Here is a 15,577-nt window from a genome sequence, read left to right on the forward strand (position 1 = left end):
CCCTGACTAATATACAAAAAAACCGAAGCCGGTATGATCAGTACCGGCTTCGGTTTTTTATCTGAAACCTAAACGCTAGCAGTCAGGTTTCAAGGCAAAATTAAATTATTTTTGCTTTTTCAGGGCTTTTTGCAGCTGTTTCAATTTGCCCTGATGTTTTGAAATCTTTTTCAAACGTGCTTTGATTTTTTGCTTTAACGATTTAACTTGCTTCGCCATGGTATTACTCCCTAGTAAGGCTATTCGCGCTTGTGCTGTTTCACAAAGCTACGAATAAATTTTCTTAATTCACGAGCAGCACTAGTATCCAGTTCTTCACACAAATGAATAAATTCATCGCGTTCAGCACTATTAATACGAATTAAAAGTTGTCCATCTTTTTTGCCTGTCTTTATTTTTTTGATTTGCTCGCTCATTGCTTCACTCCAAAATAAAGACGCTTTAACAAAAAGATGTATATACAATATATATACATTTTCAATTAAGTCAAATCTATAGTGTTAAAATATGTAATAAAATCAATAGATTTAGTTTACCAAAAAACTATAGACGCGCGCAAAGCCTGCCGGGCTCTAGCTTTGCGCAAAATACCGCCATCGGTTTATTTTTAAATTAAAGTTAGATGATTCGCTTGTTTTTCAACCAACCTTGATCTTGAAGCGAAATAACCTCCCAGATTCATCTCACCTGCCGAGTGCTGATGTCTACGGTTCTGGCTAAAGATTAAAGACGAGCAAAAATAATCCGCGCCGCCGGAATCAGGAAGATCATCCCGGCCTGCTATGATGAAAACAGAGTGCCAGCGCGTTTTTAATTGTTATCGGTTTTAAGGTCTAAACTGTTTCAGTTCACGCTGAATAAAGTGCTGGAACATGGTCTGGTACAGCTGTTCAATTAGCTGAGCATCGAGCCCCAAGCTGGTGGCCTGGCTACGCAAACGCTCCAGAATCTGGGCCTGGCGTTCCGGGGTCTGCATATCGGTTTCTGATTTTTTAAAACGGGTGGTCTGATCAACATAATATTGACGCGCTGCAATCAGCTCCACCAAAGCACTATCAATCACATCAATCTGTGCGCGAGCCTGTTCCAGCGACTCAACTTTCTCTTTTTTCATGTTGTAAGATGTCATTTTCAGCTTCGTTTTCACTTTTGTACTTTTCTTCTAACACATTACTGAAAATACTTTCAATCATCCAGACGCGATAAAGGCTATTAAACACATAACTTTGCCCGTCAATCCGCAGCTCCAGCACCGGTAAATTCGGCTGAGACTTCATTTCACAGAGCATGTCATTGTCTTTAAGATACTGTTCAATATCGGCACTGCTCAGTTCAACAATGTTCAGCTCACGGCGTAACTGCTCGAAATGGGCTTTAAAAGACAGGTCTTTGCCCTGGGTCCACACCGCCTGCAAAATTCGGTGAATGGCCTGCATGCGCTGCTCTTCCGGCACGCTATAAAACAGTCGCGCCATCTGATAGGTGGCATCCTGGGTCGGCCGGCAAAATGGGGTAAACGCGACTTCGGTGCGTTTGGATAAACGGGTGGCCAGGCTCCAGTCAAACAGGTCACGGCCCTGATAACTGAGCGGATAGACATTCAAATGAATATTATAATAATTGGCCAGCTCTTCCTGAATATAGGCCAGCAGCAGCCAGGAAATCGGATCTTCCAGCGCGATATATAAATCCAGCTCCGGGTCCATACGCTGAATTTCATTTAAAGCTTCGGCATCATTAATTAAATGCTCACGCCATTCAATATGATTGATCAGGAAAATCGGATTACCGGTCAGCAGCTTCTGCTGTTTTAGGCGCCGGGTCAGGCGTAACAAATCATCTACCGCATGATACTGACGGCCACCAAACTCGAAATAGCTGGCAAGAATGGCGTCCTGATTAAAGATCCGTTCCGGAAAATGCTGTTCCTGATGATGGCGGCTGGCCATGGCATACAGGGTGCGCAATTTGCCATACTGTTTTTGCCAGAGCATATGGAATACATCTTCCAGCAAATACAGAAAATCCTGACCGCGCAAAGGCGTATGCCGCAAGATGGTTTCAGCTTGCGCCAAGGCTTCCGGGGTCGGCTGTTCCGGGGTGTCATGAAAACTGAAACGATGCTGCTTGGACAGGATCTGTGCATCATTCAGGCAATAGTTCTGCCATTCCAGCGCCGACATCTGGTTCGGCGGCTCTGCACTGCCACTGGAAATAATTACTTTTAACGGCTTTAAGGCATCGGAGAGAATTTCTTCAAGCTGTGGCAGTTCCTGCACTGCCAGATAGCTATACACATCATCTAAACGCAGATGAATACTGAGGCCCTGCTCAATCGGTAACACCGCTTGACGAGACGGTTTTTGATAAAACCAACTCGATCGGATTGGATCAAACCAACGGCGTAACAGTGACATGAGCTGAGCCTCTAAAGGATTAAACGGTGCAATAAAAGATACTACACCGGTTTATAACAATTTGATCTTAAATGATCAATTACACATCCAAATTTAAATCGGTCACGGCGCCGGTCTCTGCCCCTGAGGTCAGTCGGGCAAATTTGGCCAGTGCACCATGCGTATAATTTGGTTTTGGCTTGACCCAGGCCGCCTGACGCGCGGCAATTTCCTGTTCAGACACATGCCAGGTCATTTCACGGGTTTCGGCATTGATGGAGATTTTATCGCCATTTTTCACCAAACCAATTGGCCCACCTTCATAGGCTTCCGGGGTCACATGGCCAATCACAAAGCCATGACTGCCGCCGGAGAAACGGCCATCGGTAATCAGGGCCACAGCATCGCCCAGGCCTTTACCAATAATCGCTGAGGTCGGTTTTAGCATTTCAGGCATGCCCGGTCCGCCTTTTGGTCCAACACCGCGAATTACCACCACTTCGCCCGGCTGCACCTGACCGTCAAGAATACCGCGCATGGCACCAATTTCACCTTCAAACACCCGTGCCGGGCCTTCAAAATACAGCCCTTCTTTACCGGTAATTTTTGCCACCGCACCGGTTGGCGACAGGTTGCCTTTTAAAATCACCAGATGCGAATCTTTTTTCACCGGTGCATCAAATGGCAGGATAATCTGCTGGCCTTCCGGATAGTCTTCAACATCCGCCAGGTTTTCGGCCAGTGTTTTACCGGTCACGGTCAGGCAGGAACCATCGAGCATGCCGGCATCCAGCATCCGTTTCATCAGCGGCTGAATCCCGCCAATCGCAATCAGTTCAGACATCAGGTATTGACCGGATGGACGTACATCGGCCACCACCGGAATATCCTGACCAATGCGGACAAAATCATCTAGGCTCAGCTCGACCCCGGCCGTATGCGCCATCGCCAGTAAATGCAGCACGCCATTGGTGGAACCGCCCAGGGCAATCAGCACTTTAATGGCATTTTCAAACGCGGCTTTGGTCATAATGTCGCGCGGTTTAATGTCCAGACGCAGCAGGTTCATTACCGCTTCACCAGCACGCTGACAGTCAATTTTCTTGTCTTCAGACACCGCTTCCTGTGCCGATGAACCCGGCAAACTCATGCCCAAGGCTTCAATCGCCGAGGCCATCGAGTTGGCGGTGTACATGCCGCCACAGGAACCCGGTCCCGGCAAGGCCACTTCTTCAATCTGTTTGACCTGAATTTCATTAATTTCGCCCTTGGCATGCTGCCCGACTGCCTCAAATACTGAAATCATGTCAGTATGGCCGGCGCCCGGCTTGATGGTGCCGCCATAGACAAACAGCCCCGGACGGTTGAGGCGCGCCAGCCCCATAATACAGCCTGGCATATTTTTATCGCAGCCGCCAATGGCAATCACCCCATCATAGGCCTGACAGCCAACCACGGCTTCAATCGAATCGGCAATAATCTCGCGGGTTAGCAGCGAATATTTCATGCCCTCGGTGCCGTTTGAAATCCCGTCCGAAATGGTGATGGTGTTAAAGATAATCCCCTTACCGCCAGCGGCATTGACCCCGGCTTCGGCTTCACGCGCCAGCCCATCAATATGCATATTACACGGCGTGACATTGGCCCAGGTTGAGGCAATCCCGATAAAAGGACGCGTAAAATCCTCATCCTGAAAGCCGGTGGCGCGCATCATGGAACGTGCCGGTGCATTTTCAATGCCCTCATAGACCGGGGCGGAATGTTCGCGGATATTATCTTTACTCATTGGTTTCTTCCTTGGCGATCACTGGATTGAAGCCACAGTGTTTGGCAATTTATTCTACGATTATTGTATAGAATTAAATCCGTACAATATAGCTTTCAGCGGTTTCTCGAACATTTGATCTATACCCAAGTCATCTGCAACGGTCCGAGGCAGGACTACAATTCATATTAAATGGTTTTGCGATATCAGTGAAACCTGCGGGTACTGAACGAGTTTTGCAGATGAAAATAGTTTTACCTCCTTTTGCCCAATGAGCAATATATTTCGCAAGGTCGGTCGAACCAAAGCTAATCAACCATTATCAAATCCTTCTCTTTAAGACGGTGTCGTGCTGAAGCGATCCCTTTCAAACTTAGCTTCTCACATAAAAAAGCACCCCATCAGGAGTGCTTTTGTAGCTCTAAAAACTTAGCGCTTAGATTTCACGTACCGCACCTTTGGCCGCACTGGTGGTATGCATGGCATAGGCTTTCAGCGCTTTAGAAATCTTGCGTGGACGTTCCTCAGCCGGCTGCCAGCCTTTGGCTTCCTGTGCTTCACGGCGCGCTGCCATGGTTGCATCATCAACCGCCAGGTGAATGCTACGGTTTGGAATATCAATTTCAATGCGGTCGCCATCTTCGACCAGACCAATCGCGCCACCTTCTGCCGCTTCCGGAGAGACGTGACCAATCGACAGGCCAGATGAACCGCCCGAGAAACGGCCATCGGTCAGCAAGGCACAGTCTTTGCCCAGACCTTTAGATTTCAGGTAGCTGGTTGGGTACAGCATTTCCTGCATCCCCGGACCACCACGTGGACCTTCGTAACGAATCACCACCACATCACCGGCGCTGATTTTACCACCCAGAATCGCCTCTACTGCGGCATCCTGGCTTTCAAATACGCGAGCTGTACCATTAAATTTCAGGATGGATTCATCTACACCCGCAGTTTTTACGATACAGCCATCCAGCGCGATGTTGCCGTACAGCACGGCCAGACCACCATCTTTAGAGAAGGCATGTTCAGCATTACGGATCACGCCATTTTCACGGTCGCCATCAAGGCGTGAATAATAACGGTCCTGTGAGAATGCAGTCTGGGTCGGAACGCCACCTGGCGCCGATTTGAAGAAGGTGTACACCTCTTCATTTTCAGTACGGATGATGTCCCATTTATCTAAGGCATCTTTTAAGCTTGCTTCATGTACGGTCGGTACAGAAGTATCCAGCAAACCGGCACGATCCAGCTCGCCTAGAATACCCATGATCCCGCCGGCACGGTGGACATCTTCCATATGTACATCATTTTTTGCCGGAGCCACTTTACACAGGACCGGCACTTTACGCGATAAACGGTCGATGTCATCCATGGTGAAATCAACACCGGCTTCATTGGCCGCAGCCAGCAGGTGCAATACAGTATTGGTTGAACCGCCCATGGCAATGTCCAGGGTCATGGCATTTTCATACGAGGCTTTGGTGGCAATTGAACGTGGCAGAACGCTGTAATCATCCTGTTCATAGTGACGTTTGGCCAGTTCCACAATTAAAGAACCAGCACGTTCGAACAGTTTTTTACGGTTAGCATGCGTCGCCAGTGTAGAACCATTGCCTGGCAACGACAGACCGAGCGCTTCGGTCAAGCAGTTCATTGAGTTGGCAGTGAACATGCCTGAACATGAACCACAGGTTGGACAGGCTGAACGTTCGTATTCTGCCACTTCTTCATCGGTAAAGTTGTCATCTGCAGCGACAATCATGGCATCAATCAGGTCGATGGCTTTTTCATTGCCACGGATTTTGACTTTACCCGCTTCCATTGGACCGCCGGACACAAACACCACCGGAATATTCAGACGCATGGCGGCCATTAACATGCCCGGGGTGATTTTGTCACAGTTGGAGATACACACCATGGCATCGGCACAGTGTGCGCTGACCATATATTCAACCGAGTCGGCAATCAGGTCGCGTGACGGCAAGGAATACAGCATGCCGTCATGACCCATGGCGATGCCGTCATCGACCGCAATGGTATTGAATTCTTTGGCTACACCACCTGACGCTTCAATTTGACGTGCCACCAGCTGACCCAGGTCTTTTAGATGCACGTGACCCGGTACAAACTGGGTAAAAGAGTTGACCACCGCAATAATCGGCTTGCCAAAATCTTCATCTTTCATCCCGGTCGCACGCCATAAGCCACGTGCGCCCGCCATATTTCTTCCGTGTGTCGATGTTTTTGAACGATAGTCAGGCATGTGTATTTCCAACGAGTTGTGCTTGAGAGGGTGAATCCCCATCTCTGGCTAAAATGTACTGATCTTCAGGTTATCAGTTGAAATTTCGTCACATCATACTACAGCTCAATCTGTCAGCGTGCTGGGTGATCGGGTCTTTTGAACCTTTTATTCTGCGATCTTTCAACTGATGAAAACTGGGGAGACTCGCCTACGGAGCCGATATGATTTGATCATAAAGCATTAGCTCCGGCATTTTCATGAATAATTTTTACCTTTTATATAAACAAAATTTATTGATATTAATTTTTTAAATAAAATTTTGTTTGCAAAGAACAACACCCAGCCGAACTCATGAAGATGCAATCTCTATTTACATGACAATTTAGGCTTAAAAAGGCTTTTCGCATATAATGTGGGGCAAGTTTATATGGAATCTCATGTGTGAAAATTATCTTTGCGGGAACACCAGAATTTGCAGCTGTAGCGCTCGATGCCTTATTAAAAACCGAGCATGAAATTGTGGCAGTCTATACTCAACCTGACCGCAAAGCAGGCCGCGGACAAAAACTTACGGCCTCTGCCGTGAAACAACTGGCGCTGGCACATAATCTTCCGGTATATCAACCGTTACATTTTAAATCATCCACGGAAGAAGGTCTGGCTGCGCAGGCAGAACTAAAAGCCCTGAATGCCGATGTAATGGTGGTGGCGGCCTATGGCCTGATTTTGCCACAAGTGGTACTGGATACACCCAAATATGGCTGCCTGAATATTCATGGTTCGCTGCTGCCACGCTGGCGAGGAGCGGCGCCCATTCAACGCGCCATTGCCACCGGTGATGCTGAAACCGGCGTGACCATTATGAAGATGGCGGCCGGGCTGGATACCGGCGATATGATGTATAAAACCCTGTGCCCGATTACAGCTGAAGATACCTCTGCCAGCCTGCATGACAAACTGGCCATTCAGGGTGCGGAGGCGATTGTGGCGGTACTGGCTTCGGAGCAGACTTTACAACAGTATCTGGAACAGCGCGAAGTACAGGATGAAGCTTTAACGGTATATGCCCACAAGCTGTCTAAAGCCGAAGCGAAAATTGACTGGTCTCAGGATGCTGTGACAATTGACCGCAATATTCGCGCCTTTAACCCGTGGCCGGTGGCGTTTATTCCGCTGGATGAGCAAAGTAATTTACGGGTTTGGGGATCTATACTGTCAAATGAAGCGGTCAATGGCCAGTCGGCGGGGACCATTCTGGCACTAGATAAACAGGGCGTGCATGTGGCCTGTGGCGATGGCAAAGCCATCTGTCTGACCAGCCTGCAATGGCCGGGTGGTAAAGCGCTGAATCCGGTCCAGATTGCACAAACCCAGAAATTAAGTATTGGGCAGGTGCTGGCATGAATCAACATCCATCCGGTCAGTCACATCTGAACTTACGCGCCCAAGTGATTCGTACTTTATTGGCCGTCCAGCAGGGCCAATCTCTGGCCAGTATTTTACCGCTGCATCTGACCAAGGTCGCCGAGCGTGACCGGGCGCTGTATCACGAACTGGTCTTGGGCACCTTACGTCAATGGTATGGCCTGAAAAGCATTACCCTGCCTTTGCTGGTCAAACCGCTGAACAATGAAACCGTCGAAACCTGTCTCTATGTCGGGCTATATCAGATTTTATGTACCCGTATTGCCGACCATGCGGCTATTTCAGAAACCGTGACTGCCACCAAGCAGCTGGGCTTTCAGGCACTCAGTGGTGTGGTCAATGCCATCCTGCGACGTGTTTCACGTGAAACATCGGTCTTTGAGCAGACGCTGCAAGCGGCGCATGGTTTACCCAGCTGGCTGTTTAAACGTCTGAAAAAAGACTGGCCGGAACAGCTGGAGCAACTGACCCAGGACCTGAAACAGACAGCACCACTGACCTTAAGGGTCAATCAACGCAAGATCAGCCGTGAAGCCTATCTGAATAAACTGTTGGGTGCCGGTATTCAGGCTCGTCCAGGTGAGTGTACCGATGTGGCGATTATTCTGGAACAAGCAGTGCAGATTCCGGAGCTGCCGGGCTTTGAGGCCGGCTGGTTCTCGGTGCAGGATGAACATGCCCAGCTCTGTGCGCAGTTATTGCCAGATTTAAATGGCAAAGTGGTGATTGATGCCTGTGCAGCACCGGGCGGAAAAACCGCACATATCCTGGAAAAATTTAGTCCGGCCACTCTGGTGGCACTGGATCAGGACCCGAAACGCCTGCTACGGGTCAGGGAAAATCTGGAGCGCCTGCAACTGACCGATACGCAGCAGGTTGAAATTCTGGCGGCAGATGCTACGCGCTGGACCGCAACCGAACCGGTCGATTGTATTGTGCTGGATGCACCCTGCTCTGCCATTGGGGTGATGCGTCGTCATCCGGATATTCGCCTGTTACGTCAATCGGCTGACATTCAGCAAACCGTCGAGCTGCAGCAGCAGATTCTGGAACAGATGTGGTCCCAGCTAAAAGTCGGTGGTACCTTGCTGTATATCACCTGTTCCATTTTAAAAGCAGAAAATGAACAGCAGATGCAACAGTTCTTTGCCCAGCATGCCGATGCCAGAGAAATTAAAATTGCCACAGACTATGGTGTCGAACAGCAGTATGGCCGCCAGCTGTTACCGGAAGCCGGACGCGGCGATGGCTTCTATTATTGCCGGATCGAAAAAATCTAGACGATAAAAAAAGGAACCCTCAGGTGGTTCCTTTTTTATTCTACAGCGGCTTAGTCTGCACATGCATGTATCACAGACTTAATCCTCTGGTTCATCTGGATGTTTGCTCAGATGAATCATGGCCAGGATTAAACCGCCCCAGAGCAGGACAGTCGAGATGATCATCATGATAATCGCTTCAGTATTCATCTTAGTTCTCCTCTTCCGGTACTTTGTCTTTCAGACAGCTTAGTACAATGGCACCCACAATAAACAGGGCCAGCGTACCGCCACCCACCAGCCATAAGATTTCAGCCGGATAACCGCCATAACCTTCTGCAACAATCGACTTGATGGTTAAGCCTAAAGCCACCAGCAACGATAATGGAGTCACAACGGTTAACAGGAAGTTCCAGCCGGCACCCAGTTTAATACTAGAGTACTGGTTGATATGCACCTGTAACTGCGACAATAACGGACGACGGAACCACGACACCAGAATAATCGACAGTAAACCACCGCCAACAATACCAATATTATTGGCAAAGTAGTCAATGATGTCGACAAAGGTAATCGCGCTATGGGTCGAGAAAATCAGGGTCGAAACAATGGCTGAACCACCGGCAATAATGCTGACCGATTTTTTACGTGACCAGCCTAACTTGTCCTGGAAAGCTGAAATCGGCACTTCCAGAATACTGACCATCGAGGTAATCCCAGCAACGGTCAATGAGGCGAAGAACAGGAAGCCAAATAAGTCGCCGCCTGCGCCCATGCTGGAAATAATTTTCGGGAAGGCAATAAAGGCCAGACCAATACCGCCAGATACCACTTCTTCCACGGTTGAGCCTGAGCTGAACGCCATAAAGCCCAAAGCCGCAAATACCCCGATACCGGCCAGAATTTCAAAAGACGAATTGGCCAGCGCAACCACCGCACCGGAACCGGTCATATTGGTTTTACGCTTTAAATACGAGGCATAGGTCAGCATGATCCCGAAGCCCACAGACAGCGAGAAGAAGATATGACCAAATGCGGCCAGCCAGACTTTATAGTTGCCCATCGCTTCCCAGTTCGGGGTAAAGAAGGCATTTAAACCTGCGGTTGCGCCCGGTAAACGGATCGCCTGAATCACCAGAATCGTGAACAGTACCACCAGTAACGGCATAAAGATTTTATTGGCCAGTTCCACACCACGACGTACACCACCGTAAAGAATGAACATCACCACCGCCCAGACAATCACCAGACCGAAAAATAAGGTCGGTACAAAGCCCAAGGCCAGCCCTTCGCCATTTTGCAAATAGGAATTAAAGAAGAAGGCCTGGGTATCTGCCCCCCATTTCTGGCCAATCGCGTAGTACATATAACTACCGGCCCAGGACAGAACGCTGGCATAGTAAATCCCGATGACCAGGGTCACCATCACCTGCCACCAGCCCAAGGACTCACTGTTCATGAGCTTTTTATACGCCAGTGGCGGCGCTTTACGGAACTTATGCCCGACCGCGTAATCTAAATATAATAACGGCAAACCGGCAGCAAAAATTGCCACCAGATACGGCACCAGGAAGGCACCACCACCATTTTCGTAAGCCACATAGGGAAAACGCCAAATATTCCCCAAGCCTACAGCTGAACCAATCGCTGCAATAATAAAGCCTGATCGCGCGGACCAGTTTTCACGATTTCCTGACATAAAACACCTAAACCTAGATGCTTTTTTCACTGCTTTTTATGTGGTTTTCTCGCAAGCAAAAAAGCACCATGCAATATTAATCTTGAGTGTTTGATTTAGCCTTGACCTTTTGGGTACTGGTTTCTAAATGACAAACAGGGAGTGGATGACGAAAACTTGCTTAAAGTGCATCGTGAAGACTCCCTTTTATATGGTTCAACAATACTCACTTTTAAAAAATTATTCTGTAATTTCTGCTCCAAATCTTGGGTTTTTATAATCTATCCTGATTCAACCGCTCAATTAATCAGCTTATTTATTGTACAATTTTGGTTATGAATTACCAAACTTTTTGGAATACATTATGAAGTAAAACTGAAAACTCAATTGCCATCCTTTAAACGGTCATTTATACCCGATGATATAAAATGCCTATCGCCGCCCCTCAATGCTTTCTTCAGATGCTGTATTTAAATAGATTGCCGTGATCTATAGATGAGAATGCATCAAGTTCAAGCTTGCCCTTGATGCACCCCAAGCCGTCAACCCGGTTGATGGATCACCAGCAAACGTTCTTCCTGCATATCACGAATTGCCGATTGAATTCCCTCACGGCCCAGCCCCGAATCCTTGACCCCGCCATACGGCATGTTATCGACCCGGAACGATGGAATATCGTTAATAATCACCCCGCCAACATGCAGCTGGTCCCAGGCATATAGCATCTGCTGCAGATTCTGGGTATAGACCCCGGCCTGCAAACCAAAGCGGCTCTGGTTAATCCGTTCAATACCCTGCTCAAACTGTTCATACGGCTCCAGAATAGCCACCGGACCAAAAGCTTCATTCTGGTAAATTTCCGATGTTGGCGAAACCTGCTCCAGCAATGTCGGCTCGAACATCACCCCCTGCTGTTCGCCGCCCACCAATACCGTCGCGCCTTCTGCTACGGCCTGATCCAGCCATTTTTTCAGGCGCACGGCTTCGTTCTCCTTAATCATCGGCCCAACCAAAGCGCTGTCCAGACGCGGATCAGCTGCCCGTAATGACTGCAAACGGCTGACCAGTTTATCTTTAAGCTGTGTGTAAATCGCGCGATGCACCAGAATACGCTGCACACTAATACACACCTGTCCGGCATGGTTATAGGCACCGCCAATTAACCGGTCAACCAGCGCATCATTGACCTCGGTATCGGCCTCAATCATCACGGCAGCATTGCCGCCCAGCTCCAGCGTGACCTTTTTACGTCCGGCACGCGCTTTCATGTCCCAGCCCACCACATCGGAACCGGTAAAGCTCAGCAGTTTAAAGCGGTCATCGGTGACCAGCACATCGGCCTGCTCACGCGGACAGGGCAATACCGAAAAGGCCCCAGCCGGCAAATCGGTTTCCGCCAGAATCTCGGCAATTTTTAAGGCAGAAATCGGGGTTAGACTGGCCGGTTTTAAAACAAAGGGACAGCCGGCAGCAATCGCGGGTGCAATTTTATGGGCCGTTAAATTCAGAGGAAAATTAAATGGACTGATCAGCGATACCGCGCCAATCGGTACCTGTTTACTGATGCCCTGATAACTGCAAGCCGCGGCAGTTACTGCCAATGGCATCATCCGGCCCTGATCCATCTGGGTGACTGCATCCGCAGCCAGTTGAAAGGTATTGATTAACCGCTCCACTTCAGCAGCGGCAGCCCTTTTCGGTTTACCGCCTTCAATAATCAGCAGTTCGGTGAGCTCGGCCCGGCATTCCTGAAAACGCTGCACACAATGCAGCAGGATTTTCTGTTTCTGAAACGGTTTTAATGCCGCCATCGCCGCTTCCGCCTGGACTGCGGCCTGAATCGCCTGCTCCAGCGTCTCTGCATCGGCCAGCGCCACACGTGCATAACAGCGCTGCAGATACTTATCTTCGACCTCTAGCCACTGGCCGGTCACATGCGGCTGTCCAGCCAGATATAAAGGATAATCGTGCGGATGATCAGTGTGCGTAGCCATGTGCAGGTCCTCTATTTTTTGCATGATGCGTCAATGCAATTTATACCAATTCCCGATATGATGCGCCGAGATGTTTCCCGGTTCCATCCTCCACAATAAATTTATTCTGAGAATATACAAGCTCTACAGGGATTTTTATGCGTACACGTCCAGCATTGTGTTTCATCCTCGGTCTTGGCTGTTTTAGCGCCGCGCAGGCCGATATTATTGGTGTTAAAGGTAGCGTCGATTACTGGCATTATGACAGTGACTTATCGAGCGCCTTGGGCCAGCCCGAGATGAAAGATGACTCCAGTTTGTCTTTTGCCTTGGCGGTTGAACATCCAGTACCGTTATTGCCGAATGTCAAAATCAAGCACAGCACACTTGAGGCAGAATCAGAACGTGAAGTTCTGAATGAAAAGATGGAGCGGATCGACCTCGATTATTCCGACTTCATTGTCTATTACGAAATTCTGGACAATATTGTCAGTGCCGATATTGGTGTGGGTGCCAAGGTACTGGACGGTACCGTGCAGCAGAATTTAACTGAAGTGGAACAGGTCAGTGAAACCTTGCCAATGCTGTATGCCGAAGCCGGGGTGAAACTGCCTTTTACCGGTTTAAGTGCCAAAGCCGAAGCCAGCTATGCCAAGTTTGATAATACTGTCATTAGCGATGCACAGGCAGAACTGAAATATAATTTTATTGATAATTTACTGGTCGATGTCGGGCTGAAGGCCGGTTACCGCATTTTAGATGTGGAACTGAACGAAGGTGATGAGCGTAATCTCCAGCTGGATTTTAAAGGTCCTTATCTCGGGCTGGAAGCACATTTCTAAGCCAGGCAAATCATCTTTTTCCCTTTAAACAAAAAGCCTCTACTGAGGCTTTTTGTTGGTTTAGATGAATTACATCGGTTTAGCTATAAGAGCGACTGGCCTTAGACACCACCGGTGGTGTTTCAGTAACCGGCTCTGAGGCTTTCTGGATGCGAATCAGGGCAACTGCAATTGCACCAATCACCGCTGGAATCGCCACCGCCAAGAAATTCAGTTTATGCGGTAATTCCATACCCAATAGCACCCCGATAATAATCGGGCCGACAATTGCACCTACACGGCCGACTGCAGAGGCACAACCAATCCCGGTTGAGCGCACCGCTAGTGGATAATACTGCGCCACAAAGCTGTATAGCAGAATACTACTGCCAATTGCGGAAGCCCCAGCCAGCGCCACCAGTAGGTAAATCACCGGTTGTGGCGAGTTAAAGCCTAATCCAACCAGCGCCACAGCCCCCATCAGGAACATGCCAATAATCACCGGTTTTAAATGGAAACGGTCTGCCAGAATCCCGCCGCCAATGGTGCCAATTACTGCGCCAATATTCATCGACATCAGGAACATCAGGCTGCTACCCAGCGAGTAACCAGCGGCCATCATTAGTTTTGGTAACCAGCTGCCCAGTGCATAGACCATCAATAAACACATAAAGAAGCAGCACCAGAACAATAAGGTACTCATGCCACGGTTTTGCTTAAATAAGGCGGCAATAGAGGCATCCGGCACCTGTACTTCATTTAAGACCAGTTGAGTCTGCGCACTGACTTTTTCTTCTGGCGTGATTTTCTGGATAATCTGGCGCGCTTTTTCATCCTGCTGTTTTTTCACTAAAAAGGTCAATGATTCAGGTAAAAACTTCCACAAGATCGGTAACAGTAACAGTGGAATACCCGCGATATAAAACATCACTTCCCAGCCAAAACTTGGAGTTAACCAGGCACCCAGTAACGCAGCCATAATACCGCCGACCGCATACCCACTAAACATGGTGGTCACCAAGGTACTGCGCAGTTTTTGTGGTGCATATTCAGAGGTTAAGGCCACCAGATTCGGTAATACTCCGCCAATTCCTAAACCGGCAATAAAGCGCAAAATTCCGAATTCAGTCGGGTTAGATGCGAAACCGCCCCAGAAGGTAAAACCGCTAAATAAGGTCACACAAATTAAAATGACATTTTTACGGCCAATCTTATCGGCCAGCATGCCAAAAAACATGGCACCGAACATCATTCCGGCCAGGGCAGTACTGGCCAACATGCCTGCTTGCACAGCAGTCATATTCCATTCTTGCATCAGTAGTGGTAGGGCTACGCCATTAATCGCCAGGTCATAACCGTCAAAGATGACTACAAATAAACACCAGAGTACGACGTTTAAATGAAAAGGTTTGAACTTCGCCTTGTCCACTACAGCATTCACATTCATTGTTGTTGCTGTCATTAATCCTCACCTCCAATTGTGAGATTTTATTCTTAATATGAAAAAATGAACAATCATTCACTTTTGTCTATAAAATGAATGATTATTCATTTTTTGTCTATGGATAAAAAGTCTAAATGATAAATTTTTCTTAAAAATCAGATTTGATTTAGCAATAAAGCTCAATTTCAGAGCAGAAAATTTAGTTATAAATCTTACAATTAGTGGAAACTTATTCTATTTTTTAAAATTTTTATATTACAAAACAGTGAAATAAAAGCTTCATCATTGCAATTTTTAAGACAGGCTTAAATGACAACTTCTACCACACAAATTTGCAAATAAATGTAAAAATTGTGTCATAAAGCCAGAAAAATACTATCCAAGTCGTAGATGTAGAAACTAGAAATTACGCCCATAAAAAAATCCCCCTCGCTTTTGCTTGGGGGATTTTGAATTAATGAGCTGGCGATGACTTACTCTCACATGGGTAACCCCACACTACCATCAGCGCTAAGAGGTTTCACTTCTGAGTTCGGGAAGGGATCAGGTGGTTCACTCTTGCTATTGT

12 protein-coding genes and 1 rRNA gene are annotated in these 15,577 nt (G+C 48.0%); 3 read left to right on the plus strand and 10 right to left on the minus strand.

The annotated features are described in order from the left end of the window. Window positions 1–239: 239 nt before the first annotated feature. From FTT68_RS10380 to ilvD (FTT68_RS10400), 5 genes are all read right to left on the minus strand, one after another. Window positions 240–416 (minus strand): hypothetical protein, encoded by a 177-nt coding sequence (locus tag FTT68_RS10380; RefSeq protein WP_005181183.1) that lies wholly within the window; start codon window positions 414–416, stop codon window positions 240–242. A 410-nt stretch (window positions 417–826) separates the two neighbouring features. After that, window positions 827–1,114 carry a chorismate mutase gene (locus tag FTT68_RS10385; RefSeq protein WP_075167674.1) on the minus strand — a complete coding sequence of 96 codons (288 nt, stop codon included), beginning with the start codon at window positions 1,112–1,114 and terminating at the stop codon, window positions 827–829. After that, window positions 1,095–2,417 (minus strand): hypothetical protein, encoded by a 1,323-nt coding sequence (locus FTT68_RS10390; RefSeq protein WP_005181177.1) that lies wholly within the window; start codon window positions 2,415–2,417, stop codon window positions 1,095–1,097. Before FTT68_RS10390 ends, FTT68_RS10385 begins: the two co-directional genes overlap by 20 nt. A 79-nt stretch (window positions 2,418–2,496) precedes the next feature. After that, the gene (ilvD, locus tag FTT68_RS10395) at window positions 2,497–4,182 is read right to left on the minus strand and encodes a dihydroxy-acid dehydratase (protein WP_005181175.1); all 1,686 of its coding nucleotides are present in this window, start codon (window positions 4,180–4,182) and stop codon (window positions 2,497–2,499) included. 415 nt (window positions 4,183–4,597) lie between these two features. Further along, window positions 4,598–6,427 (minus strand): dihydroxy-acid dehydratase, encoded by a 1,830-nt coding sequence (gene ilvD / locus FTT68_RS10400; protein WP_180175341.1) that lies wholly within the window; start codon window positions 6,425–6,427, stop codon window positions 4,598–4,600. A 423-nt stretch (window positions 6,428–6,850) separates the two neighbouring features. Here ilvD (FTT68_RS10400) and fmt point away from each other — a divergent pair, with 423 nt between their 5' ends. Together fmt and rsmB are read left to right on the plus strand one after the other, a co-directional pair. Continuing rightward, window positions 6,851–7,813, plus strand: a complete 963-nt coding sequence (gene fmt / locus FTT68_RS10405) for a methionyl-tRNA formyltransferase (protein ID WP_180175342.1) — start codon at window positions 6,851–6,853, stop codon at window positions 7,811–7,813. Next, window positions 7,810–9,114: a 16S rRNA (cytosine(967)-C(5))-methyltransferase RsmB gene (rsmB, locus tag FTT68_RS10410; RefSeq protein WP_180175343.1), complete on the plus strand. Its 1,305-nt coding sequence runs from the start codon at window positions 7,810–7,812 to the stop codon at window positions 9,112–9,114. The genes fmt and rsmB overlap by 4 nt, the downstream gene beginning before the upstream one ends. Before the next feature lie 78 nt (window positions 9,115–9,192). Here rsmB and FTT68_RS10415 read toward each other — a convergent pair whose 3' ends face one another. The 3 genes from FTT68_RS10415 to FTT68_RS10425 all read right to left on the minus strand — a co-directional run bounded on the left by FTT68_RS10415 (window position 9,193) and on the right by FTT68_RS10425 (window position 12,765). After that, entirely contained in the window at window positions 9,193–9,303 is a 111-nt protein-coding gene (locus FTT68_RS10415) for a methionine/alanine import family NSS transporter small subunit (protein ID WP_005181164.1), read from the minus strand. Window position 9,304: 1 nt separating this feature from the next. After that, window positions 9,305–10,792, minus strand: a complete 1,488-nt coding sequence (locus FTT68_RS10420; protein ID WP_180175344.1) for a sodium-dependent transporter — start codon at window positions 10,790–10,792, stop codon at window positions 9,305–9,307. Between the two features lie 521 nt (window positions 10,793–11,313). Beyond that, a complete protein-coding gene (locus FTT68_RS10425) occupies window positions 11,314–12,765 on the minus strand; it encodes an aldehyde dehydrogenase family protein (protein ID WP_075174677.1) in 1,452 nt (483 codons plus the stop codon). A gap of 137 nt (window positions 12,766–12,902) precedes the next feature. Here FTT68_RS10425 and FTT68_RS10430 point away from each other — a divergent pair, with 137 nt between their 5' ends. Further along, on the plus strand, window positions 12,903–13,586 hold the full coding sequence (locus FTT68_RS10430; protein WP_180175345.1) for a TIGR04219 family outer membrane beta-barrel protein: 684 nt from the start codon (window positions 12,903–12,905) through the stop codon (window positions 13,584–13,586). Between the two features lie 79 nt (window positions 13,587–13,665). On the opposite strand, the gene FTT68_RS10435 is transcribed toward FTT68_RS10430, so the two are convergent. Together FTT68_RS10435 and rrf are read right to left on the minus strand one after the other, a co-directional pair. Beyond that, window positions 13,666–15,027, minus strand: a complete 1,362-nt coding sequence (locus FTT68_RS10435) for an aromatic acid/H+ symport family MFS transporter (protein WP_005181158.1) — start codon at window positions 15,025–15,027, stop codon at window positions 13,666–13,668. Window positions 15,028–15,469: 442 nt separating this feature from the next. Continuing rightward, window positions 15,470–15,577: ribosomal RNA gene (rrf, locus tag FTT68_RS10440) — 5S ribosomal RNA — on the minus strand; the annotation flags it as partial.

The organism is Acinetobacter sp. Q85-2 (assembly GCF_013420555.1).
GTDB classification, from domain to species: domain Bacteria; phylum Pseudomonadota; class Gammaproteobacteria; order Pseudomonadales; family Moraxellaceae; genus Acinetobacter; species Acinetobacter indicus.